Genomic DNA, 23,476 nt, shown 5'->3' on the forward strand with positions numbered 1-23,476 from the left:
ATCAGCGGGTCGACTCGCGGACGATCAGCTCGGGCTGGAACATGACCTGCTGGTGGGCGTGGGATTCCGGGTTGTCGCACTCGTCCAGCAGCAGTTCGGTGGCCGCCCTGCCGAGCCGGTGGGTCGGCTGCCGGACCGGCCTGTGGCTCCTGCAGGAGTGCATCCGCACCTGGGAGTCGGGTGTCGCTCCGGACGGAGGGCCGTCCACCGCGGTTCCGTCCGCTGCGGTTCCGTCCACGGAGCCCTTACCCGGTGCGGTTCCGCCGGGTGTGGCGTCGCCCGCCGCGGCGCCGGGCGGACGTGTCGACCTGGAGGCGCTGCTTGAGCAGGCCGCGCGGGAGGCGCCGTTCCGGTCGGTGGTGGACGCCGACAACCCGATCTTCCACGCGCCCGGCGACATGCCCGGACGCATCGCCGACTTCTGCCGCCGCAGCGGCCGGCCCGTCCCGGAGACCCGCGCGAGGACCGTCCGCTGCGTGATCGACTCCCTCGCGCCGGCACACCGGGCCGCGCTCCAGGACGCCGTGCGGCTCACCGGGCGGGCGGTGGACACGATCCACATCGTCGGCGGAGGCTCGCGCAACGCCCTGCTCTGCCGGCTCACCGCCGACGCCTGCGGTCTTCCCGTGGTCGCGGGCCCGGTCGAGGCCACCTCGATCGGCAACGTCCTGGTTCAGGCCAGGGCCGACGGCGTCGTCTCCGGCCCCCTGGCCGACCTGCGCGGCCTGATCCGGCGCACCCAGCACCTGGAGCGCTACAACCCCGACCCGGCCGCCGAGGTCCCGTCGGCGGGGACGTTCGGCCGGCCGGTGAGGTGACCGTTCAGGTCAGGTGGGCGCGGATCTGGCGGATGTGCTCCGGGGTGGTGCGGCAGCAGCCGCCGACGAAGGCGGAACCCGCCGCGGTCCACCCGGCCGCGGCCTCGCCGAACTCCACCGGGTCGGCCAGCCCGAGCCAGCGGCGGTTCGCCGAGTCCCAGACCTCGCCGGAGTTGGGGTAGACCATGGTGGGCTTGCCCTTGATCTGGGAGATCAGGTTGAGCACGTGGCGCGGTGCCGTGCAGTTGACGCCGATCGCGATCACCTGGGGGTTGCCGGCGAACAGGCCGGCTGCGGTCCGCAGCGGGGTGCCGTCGTTGATGTGCAGGCCGTCGCGGCAGGAGAAGCTCACCCAGGCCCGCATCCCCGGCGTCTCGGCCAGCAGCCGCCGGAGCGCCCTCGCCTCAAGGTAGGAGGGGATGGTCTCGCAGGCCAGCAGGTCGGCCTCGCTGTCGGCCAGGATGTGCCAGCGGTCGCGGTGCCAGTCGGTCAGACCGTCCTCGTCGAGGTCGTACTTTCCGGTGTACTCGGCGCCGTTGGCCAGGTAGGCGCCGTAGGGTCCGACGCTGGCGGCCACGGTCCCCGAGCCGTGGGCGTCCCTGGCCTGGGCGGCGAGGTGCACGGAGAGCAGGATCAGGTCCTCGGCCTCGGCGGCGCTCAGACCCCGCCTCAGGAACGCCGGGATGCTCGCCTGATAACTCGCCGTTATCGCCACCTCGGCACCGGCGGTGAAGTAGTCGAGATGCGCCTGCCGGATCACGGAGGGGTTCTCCAGCAGGAGCTTCGCCGACCACAGGTCGTCTCGCAGGTCCGCGCCCAGCTCCTCCAAATGGGTGGCCAGGCCGCCGTCCAGAATCACCATCCCGCTACTTTATGTGGAGTCGCGAGGCTGGGCGGCACTCTTGTCCGGCACCGGTCTCGCCGCCTTGCACCGGCCACCCGTCCCACCTCCGAGCCCGGCCGCCGATCCGCTCCGGTCGGGCCCGGAGGAGGTCACCGCTTCCAGAACGGTCGGCGCCCGCCGGAGCCCACCAGGGCTTCCAGCCCCTCCACGGCCCGCTGCCACAGGGCGTCCACGTCCCCGCCGGCCTGCAGTTCCTCGGCCAGGGCCGCCAGCTCGGCGTGGCCGCCGAGGTAGACGGCCAGGGCCGCGAGGCGGCTGCCCAGGTCCTCCAGGATGAGCAGCCGTTCGGTGGCGGGCAGGGACGCGGCGGCGCGCAGCCGCCTCAGCTCCTCGGCGAGCTGCTCCCTCGGCGGCTCCTGCGGCCTGCTCTGCGACTTGGGGGCCGGCATCGGGCGTGGCAGCATCCGGGCGCGGTCGTCGAAGCCGCCGGCCGCCGCCTCCTGCGGCAGGCCGCCGCCGATCGCGCTCGCCGCGAACTTCGGCGCGGAACCGGGTGCGGCCATCCCGGGCGGTCCCATCGGCGGGCTCGGGGCCGCGCTCGCGCTTGCCGGCGAGGTCAGCATCATCGGTGCGGCGGCGACGGGGCTCTCCCAGCCGCTGGGCAGCTCCACCGGCTGGATCACCCGGTGCCCGGGACCGCCCTCGGCGACCACCTCCGTGTCGACCGCGACGAAGGCGGTGAACCGGCAGAGCACCCCGTACCTGAGCGAGGTCTCCACGATCTCGGCCTCCAGTGACCGGTCGCCGGTCGCGTAGCGGTCCTCCAGGGTCCGCAGCCGCCCCCGCGCCCAGATCGCCCGTACCGCCGGGTTGTCCACCGTCGCGGAGGTGACCCGGCGCTCCCACGGCAGGCCGGCGGCGTCCAGGCCCCGGACGGTCAGCGCCCCCGAGGCCGTGCCTCGGTAGCGGCCGAGGACGGTGAGCGGGACGCCCGGGTAGATCGAGCCGACGTGGCCGATCGTCTCGGTGACCAGGTCGAGCCCTTCGGCGTGCAGGGCCAGGTCGGTGACCAGGGGGGCGCCGATCCTGCGGTGGATGTGCTCCATCGCCTCGTCCAGCCGGTCCTCGGACTCGACCAGCTCGCACCGGCCCCCGCCCAGCCCGGCGAGCCTGCCCAGGAAACCGGCGTTGACCGCTCGGTCGATGCCGACCGTGTGCACCCGGACTCCGGCCAGCCGGGATCCGGTCCGTTTCAGGATCTGGTCCTCGTTGCCCACCTGCCCGTCGGTGACGAGCACCAGCACCCGGTCCCTGCCGGAGTCGGCGAGCAGCGCGGCGGCCTGCTCAAGCGGGGCCAGCATCTCGGTGCCGCCGCGCGCCTCCAGCCTGGCCAGATGCTCCACGGCCCGGTAGCGGTTGCGGTCGGACGCCTCCGACAGTCCTTCGTCGAGCCCGTCCGGCTGCTCCACGACGGTGTCGAAGGAGAGCACCGCGAATCGGTCGCGGGAGGTGAGCGTGTCGACGATGCGGGCGGCGGCGCGCCGGGCGGCCACCATCTTCCAGCCGGTCATGCTGCCCGAACGGTCGAGCACCAGCACCACGTCCTTGGCCCTCGCTCCGGCGGGCGCCGGGTCGGGGACGACGGTCAGCGTGAACGTGCCCTCGCCGTTCTCGTCGTCGGGGGCCAGCGCCAGAGAGGTGGAGGCGCCCGTGGCCAGGCGCAGGATGAAGTCGCGGTCAAGCCGCTCGCCCGGCTGGAGGCGGATCGTGGTGTCCTCCTCCTGGAGGACCACGTGCAGGCTGGAGCGGATCTCGCGCAGCTCCAGGCCGGCCGGGTCGACGGTGACGGCCAGCGAGAGCCGGACCGGGTTGGGGAAGCCGGGCAGCAGCACCGGAGGGGTGATCCTGGAGGCGTCGGGGACCGCGTCGGTGTCCGGGGCCCACCCGTCGCCCGCCCGCTCGCCGTCCAGCGGGGCGCCGGGGACGTAGCGGGGGGCGACGACCAGCGGGAAGCGGAAGGTGGCCGCGCCGTCCTCGTACGGGAGCGGCTGGTTCAGCGTGAGACGGACGGTGACCCGCTCGCCGGGCACGATGTTGCCGACCCTGATGGTGAAGACGTCGGGGCGGTCCTCCTCGGCGATCGCGGCCCGCCTGCCCTGGGCGATCGCCTGGTCGTAGTCGGCCCTGGCCTGGCCGCGCTCCTTGAGCACGCCCTCGATGACCCGCCCGCCGGCCTCCATCCTGAAGGCGGTCACGGCGGCGCGGTCGGGCAGCGGGAAGACGTACGTCGCCTCCAGCGCCACGTCGTGCGGGTTGCGGAAGCCCTGGACCACCTCGACCCCGGCCATCAGGCCGGACACGGAGGCGGTCACGTCCACGCTCTCCAGCGGCAGGTTGCCGCGCTCGGTGCTGAGCGCCCCCAGTCCGGCGTCCGGGACGGGCGAGCACTCCTCCGGCGGCAGTGTTGTGATCGAGATGGTCATGAGTGCGTTCCTTCCGGAGGTGTGAGGCCGCGTTCGCGCAGGAGCGACAGGAGCCCCTGTGCCGCGGCGGTGATCTCGGCGAGGTCGTCGGGTGAGGGGGCGCGTCCGCCGTCGGCGCCGCCGTCGAGCAGCAGCGTCACGCCGTCCGCCAGGCGTACGCCGTGCACGATCACGGCAAGCACGGCAGGCGGGGCGGGTGGGGCGGGTGGGGCGGGTGGCCGGGTTTCCGTGGCCGGCGCGGGAGGCGGGAACCGCGCGGCCGGATGGGGGGCCGGTTTCGGTGGTGGCGCGGGTTTCTGCGGTGGTGTGAGGCCGGTCTCCACCGGGGCCGAGGACGGCTCGGCCCAGAAGCGCGGGCGTGCCGTCCTGGGGGAGACCGTCTCGGCTGTGTGCTCGGGCGACCGCTCGGGGATGCGGGCGATCGACTCCAGGGTCTGGTCGGTGGCTCCGGTCAGCTCGGCCTGGATCTCGGCGATGGTCCGGCCGTCGGCCTGGCGCCGCTTGACCGCGATGAGCTGGAGCAGGTGGCGCCTGCCGTACAGGGCCACCCGGCCGCGTCGGGCCAAGGGGGGATCGAGTAGGCCGATCGTGGCGTACCACCGGATGAGCCGCTCGTTGGGCACGTCCCTGACCCGCCCGTTGAGCCGGGCGGTGGGGGCCAGCGCCGCGGACGCCCGCTCGGCCAGTTCACCGATGGTCCATTCCATATGTCGATAGTGACACTGTCATCATGACACTGTCAACATAAAAGCCTGGATAGGGATGCGGATAGATGGGTACGGACATTCCGTAGCAAATAGGAAATCGAGCTCGAAACAGGGGGAAAATTCCATGTCCTCGATCACCAGTCCACTCAAGCCAGAAGACAAGAAGGTCGTCGGCCAGGCGCTCCAGGGTGCGCTCGTCGACCTGCTCGACCTGTCGCTCCTGACCAAGCAGGCCCACTGGAATGTGATCGGTCATAACTTCCGCACACTGCACCTGCAGCTCGACAAGATCGTCTCGTCGGCCAGGAAGCACTCGGACACCGTCGCCGAGCGCGCGGTCGCCATGGGGTGCAACCCCGACGGCCGGTCCTCCACGATCGCGAGCCACACCGAGGTGCCGCAGCTGGAGGCGGGCTACATCAACGACGGCAAGGTCGTCGCCGCCATGACGGACATCCTCGGATCCATCATCCGCCGGATGCGCGAGCGGATCGTCGCCACCGAGAAGCCCGACCTGGTGACCCAGGATCTCCTGATCGAGATCACTCAGGACCTGGAGAAGCATCACTGGATGATCGAGGCCCAGCGCTAGATCGTCTCGCCGGGGCGCTCCGGCTCACCGGCCGGGGCGCCTTTGGTGTGCTTCGGGTTCCTTGGCGATGAGGTGGCCCCGCTGAAGGGGGGCGTTTGCCGGTGCGGGAGGATCAGGCCTGGCTTCTGAGCCGGGCGTAGGCGGCGGGTGGCATGCCGACCGCGGCGGTGAAGTCGCGGGTCAGGTGGGCCTGGTCGGTGTAGCCGAGCTCGGCGGCCAGCGTGGCGAGGTCGAGGCCCCGGTAGACCCGCTCCGCGGCCTCGTGCAGCCGGAAGCGGCGGATCACCCACTTGGGGCCGATGCCGACGTGGTCCCGGAACAGCCGCTGCAGCGAGCGCACCGACCGCCCCGACCTGGCGGCCAGCTCGTCGACCCTGGTCACGGACACGTCGCTCTCCGCCATCGCCACCAGCGCCGCGACCTCTTCCGCCGGCGGATCCTGATCCGGCCTCAGACTCAGCAGGAACGTCTCGGTGAGTGCGATGGCGGCCCGGGTGTCGGGCTCGGCCAGGACCTGCTCGACCAGGGTCGCGCCCGCCGCGCCGTACATCTCGTCGATCTCCACGAAGCGGCCGGTCAGCTGGGACACCGGGCCGCCGAGGAACGGCCGGAAGCCGCCGGGGCGGAAGCGTGTGCCGAGCACGCGGCCGCTGCCCCGCATCGTGTAGGAGAACCCGCCCTTGATCACTCCCGCGATCCGGTGGAAGTTCGGGGTGATCGTCATGTTCACGGTGGGGTGCGAGACGATGCGCTGTTCGTACGGCTCGGCGAGGTCGGTCCAGGTGACGACCCAGAAGTGATCCACATACGCCGAAATTTCGGGCGATGGCGCCTGACGGGCGAAATTGAAGGCGTTGAGCCCTGCGTACGGGTCGACCCAGCCGCGCTGTCGCGTTTCTACAAGCCGCGCCTCAGGTAGGCGGGGCAGGATGGCTGCCATGGACGACATGATGCCGCTGATGACGCACGCCACCGAACGGACCGCGGGATTGGTGCGCGCGGTACGGCAGGAGCAGCTCGGGTCCTCGACGCCATGCGCGAAGTTCGACGTCAAGGACCTGATCAACCACCTCGAGTGGGTGGCGGAGATGTTCGAGTCGCTGGGTCGCAAGGGGCCGAACGTCGAGCAGGGGCCTTACGCGGGCGACTTCCCCGAGCGGGCGGAGCGCATGCTGGCCGCCTGGTCGCGGCCCGAGGCCTGGGAGGGGACCAGCCCCGCCATGGGCCTGCCGATGACCATGCTGGCCCACATGTACCTCGTCGACATGGTCGTGCACGGCTGGGACCTGGCCAGGGCCACCGGCCAGGAGTACGAGCCGGACCCCGAGGCCGTCTCGCGGGCGCTGCACTTCACCGACCAGATGGCGGAGATGGGCAGGCAGCGCGGTGCCTTCGGGCCGCCGGTGGCAGTGCCGGACGACGCCCCGCGGTTCGACCGCCTGCTCGGCGTCATCGGCCGGGATCCGGCCTGGACGCCGTGATCTGTGCCGGTCGCCTGCGAATGCTGAGGGCGACCGGGAACGGATATCGCTCAGGCGAGCGGGCCGAGATCCTGAGCGCCGGAATTGTCCCGGCATCCGAGGAGATCGCGGATGCGCTGGGAGTCGAGACAGGGACCTCCGTCGTTCGGCGGCGCCGTGCGTACCATGACGACAGGGGTGCCGTCGTGGTGTCCACCTCGTGGCTTCCCGGCGAGCTGGGCGAGGCGGCATCCGAACTACTGGTCGCGGAGCCGCTCCCTCAGATGACCTTCGGGCTGGTCGAGGACCGGACCGGCCGAAGGGCCGTCCGGCGCCGTGACATCGTCGCCATCAAACCGGTCCCAGAGGACATCGCCTCGGTGTTCGGCGTGCAGAACGGCCTGCCGGTGCTCACCATGACCAACTTCTATTGGGATCAGTACGGTGACGTGACCGAGTACGCCGTGGATTTCCTCGCTCCTGGGCGCGAACTCGCGGCTGACCACGACCTGGAATAGTTCCGCCCTTCATTGGTGAGGTAGGTGGTCCGAGAGGCGCATGCTGCTGTCTGTCGCGTACCGACGGAGTGAATGCGAGCCGGGCATGGCAACCGGTCACCGTGGCCTCCTGGGCGAAACGGCGGAGCCGGTGGTCGTCACCAACCATCTCCAGTGTGGATGCCCCGTCCTTCAGCGCGGGGAGGAAACGCGGAACGGTCGGGCACGGTGGTCTCCCGGTTTTGTCGGTGGGGTTCGGTAGATTGATCGGCATGTCCCGCTTCCGGCTTCAGCCTTCGCCTGCCCAAGAGCAGGTACTGGCTGAGCACTGCGGGCACGCCCGATACGTGTGGAACCTCGCGGTGGAGCAGCACGCCCACTGGCGGCCCGGCATCAAGTCCGCGCCCGGTTTCGCCGAGCAGTGCCGACAGCTCACCGAAGCCCGCGCCGCGTTCGACTGGCTGCGCGCCGGGTCGATCATCGTTCAGCAGCAGGCGCTCAAGGACTTCGCTCACGCCATGAGCAACTTCTTCGGCAAAACCCACCGCAGGCCGACCTTCCGCAAGCGTGGGCAGGGCGAAGGGTTTCGGATCGTCGCGGTCAAGCCCGGTGATGTGCGCCGCCTGTCGCGCAACGTCGGCGAGGTGAGGATCCCCAAGGTCGGCTGGGTGCGGTTGCGCTGGTCTCGTACCGTCGCCGAGGCGAAGTCCTACCGGGTGACCCGCGATGCGGCCGGACGCTGGCATATCGCGTTCGCGACGATTCCCGAACCGCTCCCCGCACCGGGGAGGGGAGAGGTCGTCGGAGTGGACCGGGGCGTGAGCGTGTCGGCCGCCCTGTCGACGGGCGATCTGCTGAACACCCCTGCCCTGCACGATGGGGAGAAGAGGCGTCTGCTGCGGCTTCAGCGCAAACTCGCCCGCGCCAAGCGGGGGTCGAACCGGCGCGGCACGGTCAAGGCCGCGATCGCCCGCCTGAAGGCGCGTGAGAGCGACCGCCGCAAAGACTGGGTGGAGAAGACCTCGACCGATCTGGCCCTGCGGTTCGACGTCATCGCGGTCGAAGACCTGAAGATCGGCAACATGACCCGGTCGGTTCGCGGCACCATCGAGGCGCCCGGCAGGAATGTCTGTCAGAAAGCGGGCCTGAACCGGGGCATCCTCGCAGCCGGGTGGGGCCGACTCGTGACCCGCTTGGAGCAGAAGGCTCCTGGCCGGGTGCGGAAGATCAACCCGCGGTACACGTCGCAGACCTGCAACGTCTGCAAGCACATCGCCAGGGAGAGCCGCGAGAGTCAAGCTCTCTTCCTGTGCGTGGCCTGCGGGTGGCGGGACAACGCCGACGTCAACGCCGCGAAGAACATCCGAGATACCGCCGTTGGGCAGACGGTGGCTGCGCGGAGAGGCGCCGGGTTGCCGGAGCCTGCGAACCGTGAACCTCAACGCGACCTTCTCCTCGTGGGGTAGTCGCTGTTGGAATCCCACGCCTTCAGGCGAGGGAGGATGTCAACACCAGTAGGTGGGGTAGCGCGGTCGCACCCTTTCTCCCAGCGAGATCTCCTTCGTGTCCCCGATGGCCTGCGAATCGAGCCATGCGGTCTCCGGGCCCCCTCCCGGTCCGGACGCGTACGGCAGGAACGGCGTCGTCCACCTGCGCATCCGGCCGGCCGGGAAGAAGTTGCGAACCCCCATAGAAAATCTCCTGCGATCTCGACATCGGTGACCAAAGTCGCAGAACGTACTTGTGCCTCACTTGAAGGTCAGCGAAAACGCCCGGCCACCGGGCGAACGCTGGACGTGGTACACGGTTGGCACAGCCACTGGAAGACGCCACTCAGGCATGGATCGCGCAGCGCGCCGATGCACGAACTCGTCCTTCCTGTCGAGTTCGTAAATGAGACCACAGACGTGAGACTCAAACGACACGTGAGACTCATCGGCCGCACGGCCGCACGGCCGCACGGCCGCACGGCCGCTCGCTCGCTCGGAAGGTCGCCGGGGCCCGGGCGCGCGGGCGGCGCGCCGCCACCGTCGGAAAACGGGGCCAGCCGGCTCACAGGAGGTAGCGGGCGAGGTCGGCGATGGGGTGGGGGCGGGTGAGCAGGTCGCGCAGGGAGTCCAGGTGGGTGCCGTCGGGGGTGTCGGGGTCGGTCAGGCCGGTCTCGTGGACGGCACGCTCCCAGCTCGGATCGTCGCTCGCGGCCTGCTCCAGGCGCCGCAGCGCGCTCACCCCGTCGTACTCCCTGGCCAGTGGTGACAGCAGGTGCGGCCACTGGACGGCCAGCGCGGCGAGCTTGGCGACCTCGCCGTCCGAGGCGGGGGGCGCCCCGGCGAGGGCGCGGCGGTAGGTCAGGAACGAGTAGAAACGGAAGACGTTCACGTACCGCTTGATCTCACGCGGGTTGAAGAACGTCAGGGCCGGAAGCACGAACTCGATCGCCAGGTAGGCGTTCTCGTCGCTGTAGAGGTCGTCGAAGACCCGGTCGGCGGCCTCGCGGGTCGCCGCGCAGAGGCCGCCGACGGCGTCGGAGCACTCGATGCCCAGGGCGTCCTGGGCCAGCCGCGCCGCCTCGTCGAGGGTCGTCGTGGTCGGGCGCAGCGCCCAGATGGCGTCCTGCAACCGGCTCACCTGGACCGGGTCCGGCGGCTCGGCCGCCCACGCGCCCGAGGCGTGCGAGCCGCCCGGTGGTGCGTGCGATCCCGGCACGTCCGTCAGCGGGTGCGGTCCCAGCGCCTCCACCGGCGCCCACAGTTCCAGTCTCCGCGCGCCCACCGGCGGCACGGATGTACGCCGCCCCTGCACGGCCGCTCCCGACCGCGTGGCGGTGCCGGGCGGGCCCGGCGTGGCCGCGTCGTACGGGAAGGGCCGTGCGGGAGGCAGGGGACCGCGCGAACGCGGTCCGGCCGGATCCGGGGGCGGGTCGAGCCGTTCCAGGGCGGCTGGGGGACCCGCCGGACGCGGTCCGGCCGGATTCGGTGTCCATGCGGTGTCGGGGTCCCGCGGTCGTACGGTCTCCGTGCCGGGGAGAACGTCTGCGGGCCGGGTGGTGTCGGAGACGCCGAGCAGCGCCCGTACGAAGGCGGGCAGCCGGTCGGCGTCGTCAAGCAGCGGCACGCTCAGCGGTAGCTGCACGATCTTCTCCAGGAACCGCCAGCCCAGGCCGGACCGCCCGCCCGCGGGCAGCGTCCCGGCCAGCTCCGGGTAGGCGGCCTCGACGTGCGCGACGACCACCTCGGGTTCCATGGCCAGCACGAACACGCAGTTGGGGAACTCGCCGGCGAGGAACAGGTTGATCGCCTCGATGACCTGCGCCACCGTTCCCGACGAGCAGCGGTCCAGGTCGTCCACGAACACCACCAGCGGGCGCTCCCCGGTGGCGACCAGGTCGAGGACCTGCCGCATGTCGGTCTGCACCAGGTGCAGGAAGCCGGTCTTGGACCGGTACCCGGGGGTGGCCGCGCCCTCGCCGCCCGCCCCGCCGGCCGCGCCGGGGCCGAGCAGGTCGGGCTGGGTGACCAGGCCGCGGAACGCGTTGGCCGCCGACTCTCCGAAGAACCGTGCCAGCCGCAGCGCGCCCGCCCCCACCACCGCCGCCGAGCCGGCCGTGCCGACGGCCGCCGCGATGTTCCCCAGTAGGGCGCCGAAGGCGGGCAGCAGCATGGCCGCGGCCAGTAGCGCCCCGGTGAGAACGAGGGTGGCGACCAGGCCGAGGGCCACCGGTGCCAGGCGGGTCATCGCCAGGTGGTAGGCGCGGCTGCGGACCGCCTCCCGGTCGACCCTGGACAGGTTCAACTCCAGCCAGAACCGCTCCCGTTCGGTGCGGGGCAGCCGCCCGGTGACCTGACTGATGATCTCGTGGGCCAGCCCGGCCCAGACCTGCTCGCCGTTCTGGTACATCCACGGGTTGAACCAGACCGTGGGCCGCCAGTCCGCCTGCCGCAGCGGAAGCGGATCCGGCTCCGCCCGCCCGGCGCTCTCCCTGGGGCGCCGGCCCGTCCTGGCCAGTACCTCGGCGTTGGTCAGCGCCCGCTCCGCGCGGGAGCCCGGCAGGTGGATCGGGACGGGGGTGTCCCCGGCGGCCCCGGGATCCAGCAGATCCTGGATCATCCGCATCAGGGAGGTCTTGCCGGTGCCCCACGGCCCCTTGACACCGATCGTCAGCGGGGGCCGGGTCTCGGGGTGGCGGACGAACGCGGCGATGGCCTCGGCGTAGACCCGGTGCCCGAGCTGGTCCTCCGTGGTCCACCGGTCGGCGGTGAGCCTGGCCCGGGGCCGTACCGTACGGAGCCCGGCCCGGCGGCGGCGGAGCAGCGCCGAGGTCTGCGCCCTCTCGGCCGCGGAGAGCCGCGAGTGGCCGAAGCTCCGCACGTCCGGATGGACGAACGTGGTCGTCTCGCCCAGCAGGCCCCACTGCCGCAGCTCGGCGGCGTCGCCGAGGATCTCGTCGATCGGCTCGCCCTCGTCGAGCAGGGCGGCCCTGCGCAGCAGCTCCCTGGCCGGGGCGCTCAGATGGAGTTCGTAGACCCGCCGTACGATCTCGATCCCGCAGCTGGGCGGGGCGTGATCGCCGAGCCGCGCCAGGACGCGGGTGAAGGCGGCGTGCGGCCCGGCGGCGGCGTCCCTGGCCGGGGTCAGGGCGACACCGGCGACGGCTCCGTAGGCGATCAGGATGGGGGTGCGGGCGGCCGAGGCCGCCGTGTAGCTGGCGAGCGCGTAGGCATGCAGGTCCCCGACGCTGATCGTCCCGTCCCCGTCGAGATCGGCGGCTCGCGTCATCAGGCCCTCCGCGATGACGTCGGTCAGCGTGCGCACCGGGCCCGGTACCGTCTCGTCGAGCCTCAGCGTGAGGGTCAGGGCCGCCGCCGCCACCCTCGGCTCCCCGGCCACCGCGAGCTGCCTGACCGGTTCGGCGGAGCCGTCCAGTGTGCTCCAGCCGAAGTCCACGATCAGCAGGACGGCGGCCGCCAGCGACTCGCCGACCTGCCGTCCGAACGTGCCGATCATCGATCCCAGCTGTCCCGAGGTCCAGCCGCCGTCGGCGGGCAGCCGGATCAGCAGCAGGTCGCCCTCCCGCGCCGAGCGCAGCAGGTGCCACACGCGCTCGCCGTCCGCGCCCGCTCCGCCGCTGGTCTCGGCGTCGACCGTGAACCCCTCGGCGCGCAGCGCGCTCGCCAGGCGCGCGTCCGGCCGCTCGGTGTGCGGCCCGGCGGCAGGGGGGCCCGAAGAGGGGGCCTGCCGAGGCGGCGGCCCGGCCCGACCCCGGTCGTGCGGCGGATAGGGGTGCCGGACGGGGACCTGAAGCGGGCCGGAGGGCAGCGGCGGGGGCGCGGTCGCGGTCGCGGGGGAGTCAAGGAAGACGAGAGCTCGGCGGGTGCCCACCCGGGGCGCGGTCTCGAAGACTGGATTCGCGAACGCGAGTCCCTCGCTCAACGGTCCTCCTGATCCGACGGCGGTGAGGATTCCACTGTGAACGCGTCCGGTGGGACAGATGGCGATCTTGGTGATAGGCCGACCTGGTTTGACGGATGTTTGTTCTCGGATTTGCGCAATGTTTGCGTCCGTGGAGTCTCGGCGTTCATGTGAGCTTGATCGGCTTGCGGCATACCGTGAGGGACGAGGAGGAGGGGACATGCTTCGCCGTACGTTCGTACGCACCGGAGGTCTGGCCGCCGGCGCGGTTCTCGCGGGCTCGCTCTGGCAGGGGGCCGCCGGCGCCGTCACGTCGCGTTTCGCGGGCCCCTACGGACCGCTCGGCGAGCCCGACTCCAACGGGGTGGCGTTGCCCGAGGGGTTCACCAGCCGGATCGTCGCCCGCACCGGCCGCAGGGTCGGCGGGACGCTCTGGCACCCGGCACCGGACGGCGGCGCGTGCTTTCCCGACCGTGACGGCTGGATCTACGTGTCCAACTCGGAGATCCCGCTGCTCGGCGGGGCGTCGGCCATCAGGTTCGGGCCGCAGGGAGCCGTCGTCGGCGCCTACCGCATCCTGTCGGGCACCGACCTCAACTGCGCGGGTGGCCGCACCCCGTGGAACTCCTGGCTGTCGTGCGAGGAGATCTTCCGCGGCCGGGTCTTCGAGTGCGACCCCTACGGCGCGCGGGCCGCGATGCCGCGCCTTGCCATGGGCCGCTTCAAACACGAGGCCGCGGCCTGTGACCCGGATCGGCGGGTGGTCTACCTGACCGAGGACGAGCCCGACGGCTGCTTCTACCGGTTCCGGCCGACCTACTGGGGCGACCTGACGACAGGCACCCTGGAGGTGCTCTGCACCGAGTCCGGCTCGGGTGCGGTGACCTGGCGGCGGGTGCCCGACCCCGGCGCGCTGCTGAAGGCCACCCGGGAGCAGGTCGCCGGCGCCCGGCGCTTCTCGGGCGGGGAGGGCTGCCACTACGCGGACGGCGTGTGCTTCTTCACCACCAAGGGCGACAACCGGGTGTGGGCGTACGACACGGAGAACGAGCACCTGGGCGTCGTCTACGACACCGACGCCCCGTCGGCCGGTGTCGACAACATCACCGGCACCTCGTCCGGCGACCTCTACGTCGCCGAGGACGGCGGTGACATGGAGATCAACCTGATCACCCCCGGGCGGGTCGTCACCCCTGTCCTGCGGATCGCGGGCCACCCCAGGTCGGAGATCACCGGACCCGCCTTCTCACCGGGCGGCGACCGCCTCTACTTCTCCTCACAGCGCGGCGCCCGCGGCGATGCCGCCGGCACCGACGGCGTCACCTACGAGGTCACCGGCCCCTTCCGCCGCTGAGCGACGCGACCTGTTTGACCACCTCGGTCGACTCCTCGTGTAACTCGGCGAGTCGCCGGGGGAGTGGGCCGGCTCCGTGGCGGTCGACAGGTAGTCCGTGAGCAGGGACTTGAGCTCGGCGGTCAGTTCTGCCGCGCGTTCCGGGGGTCCCGCCGCGACCAGCGGGAGCACCGCCTTGATGACGGCCAGCATCATGGTGGCGATCAGCAGGCGCCGGTTCTCGTCGAGGTGGGGGGGCGCGTACGGCGAGGACCTCGGCGACGCGCCGGGAGAGGCCCCGGTGGAGCCGCTCGGCCCCCTCCGCCGGCCGGTCGCCGGTGGCGGAGCCGTGCAGCAGGGCCCAGTAGGCGGGGCGGGAGGCCTTGTAGGCCACGATCTCGTCCACCACCTGGTTGATCAGGTCGGCCGTGGGCATCCGGATGACGTCGCCGGTGAGCCTGGCCTCCCAGTGCGCGCTCCGCCCAGACTGAGTCAACGAAGTGGAGAGAGGTTTTTCGAGGCGGGCGGCTGTGAGATCACCGGTTAACTGCGCTAACTTCGCATTTTGCCTTGGAACGGACAATGAGCTGGGGCGGCGCGTGCCGCGCCCGTGGCGGGAGCATGATGGCTGAGGTCGCGTACATCGGTGGATACACCCCGGACACCGAAGGGTCCGGGCCGGGAATCACCCTGGTGGAGCTGGGGAGTCTCGCACGGCTCGGGGAGACGCCCGCCTCCGGGCCGTCGTTCCTCGCCGTCCACCCCGCCCTCCCGGTCCTGTACGCGGTGGGGGAGGCCGAGCGCGGCACGGTAGGCGTCTTCGCCCGCGCCGGCGACGGCACGCTGAGCCCGCTCGCGCAGCGGCCCAGCGAGGGATCGGCCCCCTGCCACCTGGCGGTGGATCCCACCGGTACGCGCCTGGCGGTGGCCAACTACGGCGACGGCACCCTCAGCGTGCACGGCATCGACGGATCCGGCCTGCTGACCGACGTGTGGATCTTCCCCTACCGTGCGGGGGCCCACGCCCACCAGGCGGTCTTCGGCCCCGACGGCGTGCTGTACGTGAGCGACCTGGGCGCCGACGAGGTCCGTCGCTACCTGGTCGGGGACGAGGTGGTCCCACACCCGGAGGGGCCGGTACGGCTCGCGCCCGGCATGGGCCCCCGGCACATGGCCAGGGCGGGCGGCCACTGGTACGTGGCGGGAGAGCTGGACGGCACCGTGCGCGCCTACGACGACGAATGGCGCGAGATCCAGGTCGCCCCGGCCGGCGGGGGCGGGGGGCGGAACCAGCCCTCACACCTGGAGGTCAGCGGCGGGCTCGTCTACGTCGCCAACCGAGGCCCCGACACGATCTCGGTCTTCGCCGGTCCCCAGCTGAAGCCGGTCGCGGAGGTCGCCTGCGGCGGCGTCTGGCCGAGGCACTTCGCCATCGCCGACGGCCGCATGTACGTGGCCAACCAGCACTCGGGCACCGTCGCCGTGCTCCCGCTGAAGGACGGCGTCCCGCGGCCCGCGGGGGAGGTCTTCGCCGTCGGTACCCCGTCCTGCGTGCTGCCTCTGCCCTGAGGCGTCCGCCGGTGCCCTGAGGCGTCCGCCGGTGCCCTGAGGCGTCCGCCGGTGCGCTGAGGTGCCCGCCGGTGCCCTGAGGTGCCCGCCGGAGGTGGGGCCGGCGCTTCCGGCTGGGTATGACTCATGAGATGCCGGACCGTGGTCTCCCCTCCGGGATCCCCGAGGCGCACCCGAGGTGCCCGCGACGTGCGCGACCCGCTCGGGTGCGGACCCCGGGCCAGGCTTCGGGCCCGGTGGGGGCGCTCACATGCCACCTCTCCGTTGATCGCGGGAAGCGGCATGTGAGGACTAATTCCATTTGGTCTAGACCACTGGGGCAACTGACGGCAGAATGCGTTCCATAGGTGGTGGAAATTCCGTCGCCGACCGACCGTGCCATTTAGTCTGATCATCTTGTCTCAGACTCAAATCGGAGGATGCCATGCGTATCGGAGTGCTCACCGGGGGCGGCGACTGCCCCGGCCTGAACGCCGTTATCCGCGCTGTCGTGCGTAAGGGAGTGGGCGTCCACGGGCATGAGTTCGTCGGGTTCCGCGACGGCTGGCGGGGTCCTCTTGAGGGCGACACCATGCCGTTGGACATCGAGGCCGTGCGCGGCATCCTGCCGCGCGGCGGGACGATCCTGGGCTCGTCGCGGACCAACCCGATCAAGATCGACGGTGGCGTTGAGAAGATCAAGGAGAACCTGGCGAAGGGCGGGATCGACGCGCTGATCGCGATCGGCGGCGAGGACACCCTCGGCGTGGCCAAGCAGCTCTTCGACAAGGGGGTGAAGGTCGTCGGCGTGCCCAAGACGATCGACAACGACCTCAACGCCACCGACTACACCTTCGGCTTCGACACGGCGGTCAACATCGCCGTCGAGGCGATCGACCGCCTGCACACCACCGCCGAGTCCCACCACCGCGCGCTGATCTGCGAGGTCATGGGCCGCCACGCGGGCTGGATCGCCCTGCACGCCGGCATGGCGGGCGGCGCCAACGTCATCCTCATCCCGGAGAAGCCCTTCGACATCGACCGGGTCTGCGCCTATGTCGAGTCCCGCTTCAAGACGAAGTACGCGCCGATAATCGTGGTCGCGGAGGGCGCGCACCCGATCGAGGGCCAGATGGCGCTGCAGGCGGGCGAACTCGACGCCTTCGGCCACGTGAGGCTCGGCGGCATCGGCGAGAACCTCGCCAGCGAGATCGAGAAGCGCACCGGCAAGGAGGCCCGCACCACGGTGCTCGGCCACATCCAGCGCGGCGGCACTCCCACGGCCTTCGACCGGGTGCTGGCCACCCGGTTCGGCCTGCAGGCCATCGACGCGGTGCAGGACGGCGACTTCGGCAAGATGGTCGCACTCCGGGGCACCGACATCGTGAGGGTGGGCCTTGACGAGGCCACCGAGGAGCTGAAGACCGTGCCGGCCGGCCGCTACGAGGAGGCCGAGGTCTTCTTCGGCTGAGATGTCCCCGCGGGCGCCTGCGGGGAGTCACCTTCTGCAAGCGTTCTGCAAGCGGCCGGCCCTAGCCTCCCGATCGGGCGGCCGGCCGCCCGCGATTCCCCTCCATGTACGGCCTGTGCCCTGAACGAGCGGCCCAGCGGGCGCAGGCCGTACATCATCGCTCGTGGGAGTCGAACAGGGACGGGCCCCTCGGCGCCGGACCGCTGGGCGGTGTGGGCGGCTCGTGGAGCCGGGCCTCGGTGCGGCGCTTCTCCAGCCTGGCCAGCATGGCGGCGTCGTTGTCCAGCTCCGGCTGCGACGGAGACAGGATGACGGTCAGCAGCAGGGTGAGGGTCAGCAGGCCCAGCACGGCCAGCGTGGGCAGCATGAAGTCGACGCCCCTGGCCCCTCCGAGCGGCGCCGGCGAGAGCCGAGGCCGTACCTCGAGCGCGAACATGCCGACGTAGTGCATGCCGCAGACCGCCAGGGCCATGATCATCGCGGCGCCGCCGGTGGCGAGCACGCCACTGACCCGCAGGCTGAACCAGAGCGCCACGATGGAGGCGGCGATGGCGATCAGGACCGAGAGCCCGACCAGCACCGGATCGTAGGAGAGGTGGGCCGGCATGTTCATCGCGAACATGCCGATGTAGTGCATGCCCGCCACGCCGAGACCGGTGAGCACGCCGCCGAACACGAGCGGCAGGAATCTTTCGCCCCGGTAGGAGACCAGGAGCAGTCCCGCGCCCACGACGACGACCGCCAGGATCGCCGAGCCGACCGTCAGCGGTACGTCATAGCGGATCTGGCCGCCGCCGATGGAGAAGCCCATCATGGCGACGAAGTGCATGACCCAGATGCCGGTGCCACCGATGGACAGTGCCCCGCCCGCCAGCCAGCGGGCCCGTGCCGCGCCCACCGTCGCCTGGGCTTTGGCGGTGAGCAGGAGACCGAGCATGCATCCGATGCTCGACATGACGTAGGCCAGCACGGGAGTGAGAAGGCCATAGGAAAAGTGATCTACGTGGGACATGTTCCCGTTTTTCGTTAGAGAGAAATCGGTGGATTATTGCAGATAGCCCCTCTCTTACCGGGCGGTAGGGTCGGCGCGTGACGGGAATCGAGGGTCCGTTCTGGCGGGCGGTCGCGGTGTTTCGCGTCGCATCCCTCGCGTACGCGGCGGTTCTGCTCATCCGTGCCGGGGGGTACGCCCACCCGGCGATCGGCTGGCTGGTGATCGGCGTCATGGCGCTGTGGACCGCGGGGACGATCTTCGCCTACTCCGTCGAGGAGCTCCGCGGCCGGCCGCTGCTCGCCGCCGACATGCTCGTGACCGTGGGCTGCCTGCTCGCCACCCCGGCGGTGCAGGGCGCCTACCAGGAGGGCAGCCTGCCGATCACCGGCACCTGGATGGGCGGCGCGGTGCTCGCCTGGGGCGTGTACGGCGGGCGGCGGCTGGGGGCCGTGGCCGCGCTGATCGTCTCGCTGGCCGACCTGCGGCTGCACGGTGTTCCCGGGGGCGACTTCGAGACGCTGCCGATCAACGGCACCGTCCTGCTCTTCCTCGCCGGGACCGTCGTCGGGCACGTGGCCCGGCTGGCCAGGAAGGCCGAGGAGCGCATGCAGCAGGCGATCGAGCTGGAGGCCGCCGGTCGGGAGCGAGAGCGGCTCGCCCGGGGAATCCACGACTCGGTGCTCCAGGTGCTCGCGCTGGTTCAGCGGCGCGGGCAGGAGATCGGCGGTGAGGCGGCCGAACTGGGCAGGCTCGCGGGCGAGCAGGAGGCCGCCCTGCGCGAGCTGGTCAGGATCTCACCCGAGGCACCCGCCGCCGGCGCCGCGGACCTGTGTGCCCTGCTGCACAGGTACGGCTCGGCCACGGTCACCGTCTCGGCCCCGGCGACCCCGCTGATCCTGCCCGCGGCCACCGCGGCGGAGATGGCCGCCGCGGTCGGGGCCGCCCTGGACAACGTCGCCCGCCACTGTGGGGCGCGGGCACCCGCGTGGGTTTTCGCCGAGAGCGACGACGGACTGATCACCGTGACCGTCAGGGACGAGGGGCCGGGTATGGCACCCGGACGCCTGGAGGAGGCCGCCGCCGCCGGGCGGCTCGGCGTCGCGCAGTCCATCCGGGGCCGTGTCGCGGAGCTTGGCGGCACGGTCACGGTGATCTCCCATCCCGGCCGGGGCACCGAGATCGAGATGTCGGTGCCGATCGGCTAGAGGGCGTTTCGCGGCCGCCGTGGTGGGCGGTGCGGGCCTACCGGCCCGGAGGTGGGCCTACCGGCCCGGAGGTGCGGGCCTAAGGTAGGCCAATGCGCGTGATGGTGGTGGACGACCACCCGATGTGGAGGGACGGGGTGGCCAGGGACCTGGCCGAGGCCGGATACGAGGTGGTGGCCGCGGTCGGGGAGGGGCGGCAGGCGGTCCGAGTGGCCGCGGCGGTCCGGCCCGAGCTGGTCGTGCTGGATCTGCAGCTGCCCGACCTGCCGGGGGTGGAGGTGGCCAGGAGGCTGGCCACCTCGGAGCCGCCGCCCAGGGTGCTGGTGCTGTCGGCCAGCGGTGAGCAGGAGGACGTGCTGGAGGCCATCAAGGCGGGAGCCTCCGGATATCTCCTGAAATCCGCGAGCAAAGAGGAGTTCCTCGACGCGGTCCGGCGCACCGCCGGGGGCGACGCGGTGTTCACCCCGGGGCTGGCCGGGCTCGTGCTGGGGGAGTATCGGAGGCTGGCGGCCCGGCCCGCGCCCGAGGCGACGCCCCGCCTGACCGAGCGGGAGACCGAGGTGCTCCGCCTGGTCGCCAAAGGGTTGTCCTACAAGCAGATCGCCGAGCGTCTCGTGCTCTCCCACCGGACCGTGCAGAACCACGTCCAGAACACGCTGAACAAGCTCCAGCTCCACAATCGGGTGGAACTGGTCCGCTACGTGATCGAGCAGGGCCTCGACGAGTCGTAGTCCCGACTAAAGTAGCAAGGTCGAGACGTTGTCTTTGTGCGAACGCGCGAGAGACTTGACGAAACTCCACGACGAAGCTCTCATACCCCCTCGAAGCTCCACCGGAGGTTGCGCCATGACCATGTCCGCCTTGGGCGAGCCCTGCGTTCTGCTCAAACTGGGCGAGGTCGTCCTCAAGGGCAACAACCGTGAGCTCTTCGAGCGGAGGTTGCAGGCCAACATCAAGGCCGCTCTGAAGGACGTCGTCGTCAAGGTCGACGTGCGGCAGCGCCACGGCGTCATCGCGCTCTTCCTGCCGGAGGGCACCGGGGTCGAGGTCGCGGACGCGGTCGCCGAGCGCGTCTCGTACGTCCCGGGGCTGGTCTGGATCCACCGCGCCTGGCGGGTGGCCAAGGACCCCTCGGCGATCACCAAGGCCGCCGTCGAGCTGCTGGCCGACCGCGACGACGTCAAACGCGGTGTCTCCTTCGCGGTCCGCTCCCGCCGCCGCGACAAGCGCTTCCCGCTCACCTCGATGCAGCTGGACCGCTCGGTCGGCGGCGAGCTCAACGACGTCTACGGCCTGCCGGTCGACCTGAAGCGTCCCGAGCTGGTGGTCTCCATCGAGGTCGACCGCGACGAGGCTTTCGTCTTCACCGGCGGGCTGTCCGGCCAGGGCGGGCTGCCGGTCGGCAGCAGCGGCCGGGGCCTGGTCCTGATGTCCGGCGGCATCGACTCCCCGGTGGCCGCCTACCGGATGATGCGCCGCGGCCTGCGTGTCGACTTCCTGCACTTCTCCGGCATCCCCTTCACCACCTCCGAGTCCATCTACAAGGCGTACGCGCTGGTCAGGGCACTCGACAGGTTCCAGGGCGGGTCCCGGATGTGGGTCGTCCCCTTCGGCAAGGCCCAGCAGTCCATCAAGGCCTCCGGCCAGGACCGTCTGGCGGTGATCACCCAGCGCCGGCTGATGCTGAAGACCGGCGAGGAGGTCGCCCGCCGCCTGCGCGCCGGCGCCCTGGTCACCGGCGACTCCCTGGGCCAGGTCTCCTCGCAGACTCTGCAGAACATCACCGCCCAGGACGACGCGGTCGACATGCCGATCCTGCGTCCCCTCATCGGCCTGGACAAGACCGAGATCATGGCCGAGGCCCGCCGCATCGGCACCCTGGCGATCTCCGAACTCCCCGACGAGGACTGCTGCTCGCTGCTGGCCCCCCGCCGCGCCGAGATCGCCGCGAAGGTCGCCGACCTGAAGAAGATCGAGCGTCGCCTGGACGCCGAGGAGCTCGCCGTCCAGCTCGCCGGGTCCCTGCAGGAGTACCGGCTCGACGCCTGAGATCGGATCACCCGGTCCCGGGGACGTACCGGGGCCGGGTATCCGTGGCGAGCGGGTGGGTCAGGCCGGGGCCAGGGCGTCGACGGCCGCGACCTTGCCCAGCAGCGGCGGGAACCGCTCCAGCACCCGGGCCAGCTCGTCCAGATCGCTGTCGACCAGCGCCTGGGGGCCGTCGCAGAGGGCCTGCTCCGGGCGCGGGTGGACATCGATGATCACGCCGTCGGCGCCGGCCGCGATGGCGGCGCGGGTGAGCGGCAGGACCAGGTCGCGGTGGCCGCCGGAGTGGGACGGGTCGACGATGACCGGCAGGTGCGACAGCCGCTGGGCGAGCGGCACCGCGGAGACGTCCAGGGTGTTGCGGGTGGCGGTCTCGAAGGTGCGGATGCCGCGCTCGCACAGCACGATGTCGAGGTTGCCGCGCTGGGCGATGTACTCGGCGGCCATCAGCCACTCCTCGATGGTGGCGCTCATCCCGCGCTTGAGCATCACCGGCTTGCCCGCGGCGCCGACGGCCTGCAGCAGCGCGAAGTTCTGCGCGTTGCGGGTGCCGACCTGGAGCATGTCGGCGTAGGAGGCCACCAGCTCCACGTCGGCGGCGTCGACGACCTCGGTGACGACGGGAAGCCCGGTCTGCTCGCGCACCTCGGCGAGGATGCGCAGGCCCGCCTCGCCGAGCCCCTGGAAGGCGTACGGGGAGGTGCGGGGCTTGTAGGCGCCGCCGCGCAGCAGGGTGGCCCCGGCGGCCGCGGCCATCCGGGCGGCCTGAAGGGTCTGCTCGGGGGTCTCCACCGCGCACGGGCCGGCGATCAGGGTGACCGTGCCGGGACCGATCGGCACGCCGCCGACGCGGACCGTGGACCGCTCGGGGTGGTTGTCGCGGCTCACCAGCTTGTACGGCGCGCTCACCCGCATCACGTCGGCCACCCCGGCCATGCCCCGCAGGTCGAGAGCGGTGAACTGGGCGACATCGCCGACCAGGCCGATGATCGTGCGGCTCACGCCCCGGCTGACGAACGCCTCGCCGCCCGCCGTGCCGATGACCTCCACGATCGCCTCGACGTCGTTCTCCGTGGCACCGGGTCCCATGACGATGACCATGTCTCTCCCTCTCCGATGGCTCCGGCCGGTTCCGACCGGCTCCGGGGTCCTGGGTGTTTTCGATGAAAGGCCGGGAAAAGCAGAAGGCCCCGAGTCCGAAACCGGACCCGGGGCCTTCTGTTCGCCAGGCTGTCAGCGCAGCATCTGGTGGCGAACGGTCCGACTCACGGGTCCGTCGCCATAAAAAAACCAGAACGCAGTACGCATAGTCGGAAATGATAGCGCACGGCGAGAACACCTCCGTCCCGCAGGCCGGGAGAACGCTATTCGGTGGCCGCCGAGGCGTCGGGAAGCCCGCGATGGCAGGATTACCACGTGCCATAGGGGAAACGGCGGAGGGAGTGATGATGGAACAGTCCGAACCTTCGGGGGAGGAGCCTCGCCTGCCTCCGGGCCAGTACGTCCCCCGGGGCCGACCGGTGATCCACTACGGTCGGGTGCCCAGGTTCCGTCCGGAGACGTGGCAGCTGCACGTCATGGGGGCGACGGCCTCGGGCGAGCAGCACCGTTTCACCTGGCCCGAGTTCTCCGCGCTGCCACGTACCACGATCGTGGCCGACTTCCACTGCGTCACCAAGTTCTCGATCATGGGTAACGAGTGGGGCGGGGTGTCCGCGGCGACGCTGATGGCGGTCGCTCCGCCCGCGCCCGGTGTGAAGCACGTGATGATCTGGGGCGAGTACGGCTACAGCGCCAACGTGCGCATCGGCGACTTCGACCGCTCCCAGACGATGTTCGCGCTGGAATTCGACGAGAAGCCCATCGCCATGGAGCGCGGGTTCCCGGTGCGGATGATCGTCCCGCACCTGTACGCGTGGAAGAGCGTCAAGTGGGTGCGCGCCGTGGAGTACCTGCTGGAGGACAGGCGCGGCTTCTGGGAGGAACGTGGCTACCACAACATCGCCGACCCCTGGCGCGAGCAGCGCTACTCCTATCAGGAGGAAGCGGGCGAAGGCCCGCCCTGATCG

At 71.4% G+C, this 23,476-nt stretch carries 22 protein-coding genes and 1 pseudogene; 12 read left to right on the forward strand and 11 right to left on the reverse strand.

Annotated elements, in window-relative coordinates; all coding sequences use genetic code 11:
- Position 1 precedes the first annotated feature (1 nt).
- Positions 2-238 carry a substrate-binding domain-containing protein gene (locus OG884_RS29190; protein ID WP_326638149.1) on the reverse strand — a complete coding sequence of 79 codons (237 nt, stop codon included), beginning with the start codon at positions 236-238 and terminating at the stop codon, positions 2-4.
- 31 nt (positions 239-269) lie between these two features.
- Between OG884_RS29190 and OG884_RS29195 the strand changes: the two genes are divergently transcribed.
- Positions 270-818: an FGGY-family carbohydrate kinase gene (locus tag OG884_RS29195; protein WP_326638151.1), complete on the forward strand. Its 549-nt coding sequence runs from the start codon at positions 270-272 to the stop codon at positions 816-818.
- A gap of 4 nt (positions 819-822) precedes the next feature.
- Here OG884_RS29195 and mmuM read toward each other — a convergent pair whose 3' ends face one another.
- The 3 genes from mmuM to OG884_RS29210 all read right to left on the reverse strand — a co-directional run bounded on the left by mmuM (position 823) and on the right by OG884_RS29210 (position 4,852).
- Positions 823-1,680, reverse strand: a complete 858-nt coding sequence (gene mmuM, locus OG884_RS29200; protein ID WP_326638153.1) for a homocysteine S-methyltransferase — start codon at positions 1,678-1,680, stop codon at positions 823-825.
- A gap of 131 nt (positions 1,681-1,811) precedes the next feature.
- Positions 1,812-4,145, reverse strand: coding sequence for a VIT domain-containing protein (locus OG884_RS29205; RefSeq protein WP_326638155.1), 2,334 nt, complete (start codon positions 4,143-4,145; stop codon positions 1,812-1,814).
- Positions 4,142-4,852: a MerR family transcriptional regulator gene (locus OG884_RS29210; RefSeq protein WP_326638156.1), complete on the reverse strand. Its 711-nt coding sequence runs from the start codon at positions 4,850-4,852 to the stop codon at positions 4,142-4,144. Before OG884_RS29210 ends, OG884_RS29205 begins: the two co-directional genes overlap by 4 nt.
- A gap of 124 nt (positions 4,853-4,976) precedes the next feature.
- On the opposite strand from OG884_RS29210, the gene OG884_RS29215 reads away from it, so the two are divergent.
- Complete coding sequence (locus tag OG884_RS29215) at positions 4,977-5,444, forward strand: Dps family protein (RefSeq protein WP_326638158.1); 468 nt, start codon at positions 4,977-4,979, stop codon at positions 5,442-5,444.
- 112 nt (positions 5,445-5,556) lie between these two features.
- Here OG884_RS29215 and OG884_RS29220 read toward each other — a convergent pair whose 3' ends face one another.
- Positions 5,557-6,384, reverse strand: a complete 828-nt coding sequence (locus OG884_RS29220) for a helix-turn-helix domain-containing protein (RefSeq protein ID WP_326638160.1) — start codon at positions 6,382-6,384, stop codon at positions 5,557-5,559.
- Here OG884_RS29220 and OG884_RS29225 point away from each other — a divergent pair.
- The 3 genes from OG884_RS29225 to OG884_RS29235 all read left to right on the forward strand — a co-directional run bounded on the left by OG884_RS29225 (position 6,383) and on the right by OG884_RS29235 (position 8,867).
- Entirely contained in the window at positions 6,383-6,925 is a 543-nt protein-coding gene (locus tag OG884_RS29225; RefSeq protein ID WP_326638162.1) for a TIGR03086 family metal-binding protein, read from the forward strand. The genes OG884_RS29220 and OG884_RS29225 overlap by 2 nt on opposite strands.
- A gap of 20 nt (positions 6,926-6,945) precedes the next feature.
- The gene (locus tag OG884_RS29230; protein ID WP_326638164.1) at positions 6,946-7,422 is read left to right on the forward strand and encodes a UTRA domain-containing protein; all 477 of its coding nucleotides are present in this window, start codon (positions 6,946-6,948) and stop codon (positions 7,420-7,422) included.
- A gap of 251 nt (positions 7,423-7,673) precedes the next feature.
- Complete coding sequence (locus OG884_RS29235) at positions 7,674-8,867, forward strand: RNA-guided endonuclease InsQ/TnpB family protein (protein ID WP_326638166.1); 1,194 nt, start codon at positions 7,674-7,676, stop codon at positions 8,865-8,867.
- A gap of 39 nt (positions 8,868-8,906) precedes the next feature.
- On the opposite strand, the gene OG884_RS29240 is transcribed toward OG884_RS29235, so the two are convergent.
- Together OG884_RS29240 and OG884_RS29245 are read right to left on the reverse strand one after the other, a co-directional pair.
- Positions 8,907-9,092 (reverse strand): hypothetical protein, encoded by a 186-nt coding sequence (locus OG884_RS29240; protein WP_326638168.1) that lies wholly within the window; start codon positions 9,090-9,092, stop codon positions 8,907-8,909.
- Between the two features lie 361 nt (positions 9,093-9,453).
- Positions 9,454-12,831, reverse strand: a complete 3,378-nt coding sequence (locus tag OG884_RS29245) for a P-loop NTPase fold protein (protein ID WP_326638169.1) — start codon at positions 12,829-12,831, stop codon at positions 9,454-9,456.
- Between the two features lie 199 nt (positions 12,832-13,030).
- On the opposite strand from OG884_RS29245, the gene OG884_RS29250 reads away from it, so the two are divergent.
- Complete coding sequence (locus OG884_RS29250; protein ID WP_326638171.1) at positions 13,031-14,164, forward strand: alkaline phosphatase PhoX; 1,134 nt, start codon at positions 13,031-13,033, stop codon at positions 14,162-14,164.
- Here the strand turns inward: OG884_RS29250 and OG884_RS37680 are convergent.
- A complete protein-coding gene (locus OG884_RS37680; protein ID WP_442811748.1) occupies positions 14,087-14,359 on the reverse strand; it encodes a hypothetical protein in 273 nt (90 codons plus the stop codon). The genes OG884_RS29250 and OG884_RS37680 overlap by 78 nt on opposite strands.
- 82 nt (positions 14,360-14,441) lie before the next feature.
- A pseudogene (locus tag OG884_RS37685) lies at positions 14,442-14,579 on the reverse strand (TetR/AcrR family transcriptional regulator); the annotation flags it as partial.
- Between the two features lie 185 nt (positions 14,580-14,764).
- On the opposite strand from OG884_RS37685, the gene OG884_RS29260 reads away from it, so the two are divergent.
- Together OG884_RS29260 and OG884_RS29265 are read left to right on the forward strand one after the other, a co-directional pair.
- Positions 14,765-15,712 (forward strand): lactonase family protein, encoded by a 948-nt coding sequence (locus OG884_RS29260; protein ID WP_326638175.1) that lies wholly within the window; start codon positions 14,765-14,767, stop codon positions 15,710-15,712.
- Between the two features lie 424 nt (positions 15,713-16,136).
- On the forward strand, positions 16,137-17,162 hold the full coding sequence (locus OG884_RS29265; RefSeq protein WP_326638177.1) for a 6-phosphofructokinase: 1,026 nt from the start codon (positions 16,137-16,139) through the stop codon (positions 17,160-17,162).
- 154 nt (positions 17,163-17,316) lie between these two features.
- On the opposite strand, the gene OG884_RS29270 is transcribed toward OG884_RS29265, so the two are convergent.
- Positions 17,317-18,174 (reverse strand): MHYT domain-containing protein, encoded by an 858-nt coding sequence (locus tag OG884_RS29270; RefSeq protein WP_326638179.1) that lies wholly within the window; start codon positions 18,172-18,174, stop codon positions 17,317-17,319.
- A 77-nt stretch (positions 18,175-18,251) separates the two neighbouring features.
- Between OG884_RS29270 and macS the strand changes: the two genes are divergently transcribed.
- The 3 genes from macS to thiI all read left to right on the forward strand — a co-directional run bounded on the left by macS (position 18,252) and on the right by thiI (position 21,410).
- Positions 18,252-19,361: a MacS family sensor histidine kinase gene (gene macS, locus OG884_RS29275; protein WP_326638180.1), complete on the forward strand. Its 1,110-nt coding sequence runs from the start codon at positions 18,252-18,254 to the stop codon at positions 19,359-19,361.
- A 101-nt stretch (positions 19,362-19,462) separates the two neighbouring features.
- Positions 19,463-20,092: a response regulator transcription factor gene (locus tag OG884_RS29280; RefSeq protein WP_326647024.1), complete on the forward strand. Its 630-nt coding sequence runs from the start codon at positions 19,463-19,465 to the stop codon at positions 20,090-20,092.
- Between the two features lie 115 nt (positions 20,093-20,207).
- Complete coding sequence (thiI, locus tag OG884_RS29285; RefSeq protein ID WP_326638182.1) at positions 20,208-21,410, forward strand: tRNA uracil 4-sulfurtransferase ThiI; 1,203 nt, start codon at positions 20,208-20,210, stop codon at positions 21,408-21,410.
- Positions 21,411-21,470: 60 nt separating this feature from the next.
- Here thiI and aroF read toward each other — a convergent pair whose 3' ends face one another.
- Positions 21,471-22,508 (reverse strand): 3-deoxy-7-phosphoheptulonate synthase, encoded by a 1,038-nt coding sequence (gene aroF, locus OG884_RS29290; RefSeq protein ID WP_326638184.1) that lies wholly within the window; start codon positions 22,506-22,508, stop codon positions 21,471-21,473.
- A 344-nt stretch (positions 22,509-22,852) separates the two neighbouring features.
- Between aroF and OG884_RS29295 the strand changes: the two genes are divergently transcribed.
- Positions 22,853-23,473, forward strand: a complete 621-nt coding sequence (locus OG884_RS29295; RefSeq protein ID WP_326638186.1) for a molybdopterin-dependent oxidoreductase — start codon at positions 22,853-22,855, stop codon at positions 23,471-23,473.
- Positions 23,474-23,476 lie beyond the last annotated feature (3 nt).

The organism is Streptosporangium sp. NBC_01755 (assembly GCF_035917995.1).
GTDB lineage: Bacteria > Actinomycetota > Actinomycetes > Streptosporangiales > Streptosporangiaceae > Streptosporangium.

Coding starts and splice junctions, on each gene's coding strand:
- OG884_RS29250 (WP_326638171.1), top strand. CDS start 13,031: ATGCTTCGCCGTACGTTCGTACGCACCGGAGGTCTGGCCGCCGGCGCG.
- OG884_RS29240 (WP_326638168.1), bottom strand. CDS start 9,092: ATGGGGGTTCGCAACTTCTTCCCGGCCGGCCGGATGCGCAGGTGGACG.
- OG884_RS29205 (WP_326638155.1), bottom strand. CDS start 4,145: ATGACCATCTCGATCACAACACTGCCGCCGGAGGAGTGCTCGCCCGTC.
- thiI (WP_326638182.1), top strand. CDS start 20,208: ATGACCATGTCCGCCTTGGGCGAGCCCTGCGTTCTGCTCAAACTGGGC.
- OG884_RS29265 (WP_326638177.1), top strand. CDS start 16,137: ATGCGTATCGGAGTGCTCACCGGGGGCGGCGACTGCCCCGGCCTGAAC.
- OG884_RS37680 (WP_442811748.1), bottom strand. CDS start 14,359: ATGATGCTGGCCGTCATCAAGGCGGTGCTCCCGCTGGTCGCGGCGGGA.
- OG884_RS29230 (WP_326638164.1), top strand. CDS start 6,946: ATGCTGAGGGCGACCGGGAACGGATATCGCTCAGGCGAGCGGGCCGAG.
- OG884_RS29235 (WP_326638166.1), top strand. CDS start 7,674: ATGTCCCGCTTCCGGCTTCAGCCTTCGCCTGCCCAAGAGCAGGTACTG.
- OG884_RS29260 (WP_326638175.1), top strand. CDS start 14,765: ATGATGGCTGAGGTCGCGTACATCGGTGGATACACCCCGGACACCGAA.
- OG884_RS29210 (WP_326638156.1), bottom strand. CDS start 4,852: ATGGAATGGACCATCGGTGAACTGGCCGAGCGGGCGTCCGCGGCGCTG.
- OG884_RS29225 (WP_326638162.1), top strand. CDS start 6,383: ATGGACGACATGATGCCGCTGATGACGCACGCCACCGAACGGACCGCG.
- aroF (WP_326638184.1), bottom strand. CDS start 22,508: ATGGTCATCGTCATGGGACCCGGTGCCACGGAGAACGACGTCGAGGCG.
- mmuM (WP_326638153.1), bottom strand. CDS start 1,680: ATGGTGATTCTGGACGGCGGCCTGGCCACCCATTTGGAGGAGCTGGGC.
- OG884_RS29215 (WP_326638158.1), top strand. CDS start 4,977: ATGTCCTCGATCACCAGTCCACTCAAGCCAGAAGACAAGAAGGTCGTC.
- OG884_RS29220 (WP_326638160.1), bottom strand. CDS start 6,384: ATGGCAGCCATCCTGCCCCGCCTACCTGAGGCGCGGCTTGTAGAAACG.
- OG884_RS29270 (WP_326638179.1), bottom strand. CDS start 18,174: ATGTCCCACGTAGATCACTTTTCCTATGGCCTTCTCACTCCCGTGCTG.
- OG884_RS29280 (WP_326647024.1), top strand. CDS start 19,463: ATGGTGGTGGACGACCACCCGATGTGGAGGGACGGGGTGGCCAGGGAC.
- OG884_RS29295 (WP_326638186.1), top strand. CDS start 22,853: ATGATGGAACAGTCCGAACCTTCGGGGGAGGAGCCTCGCCTGCCTCCG.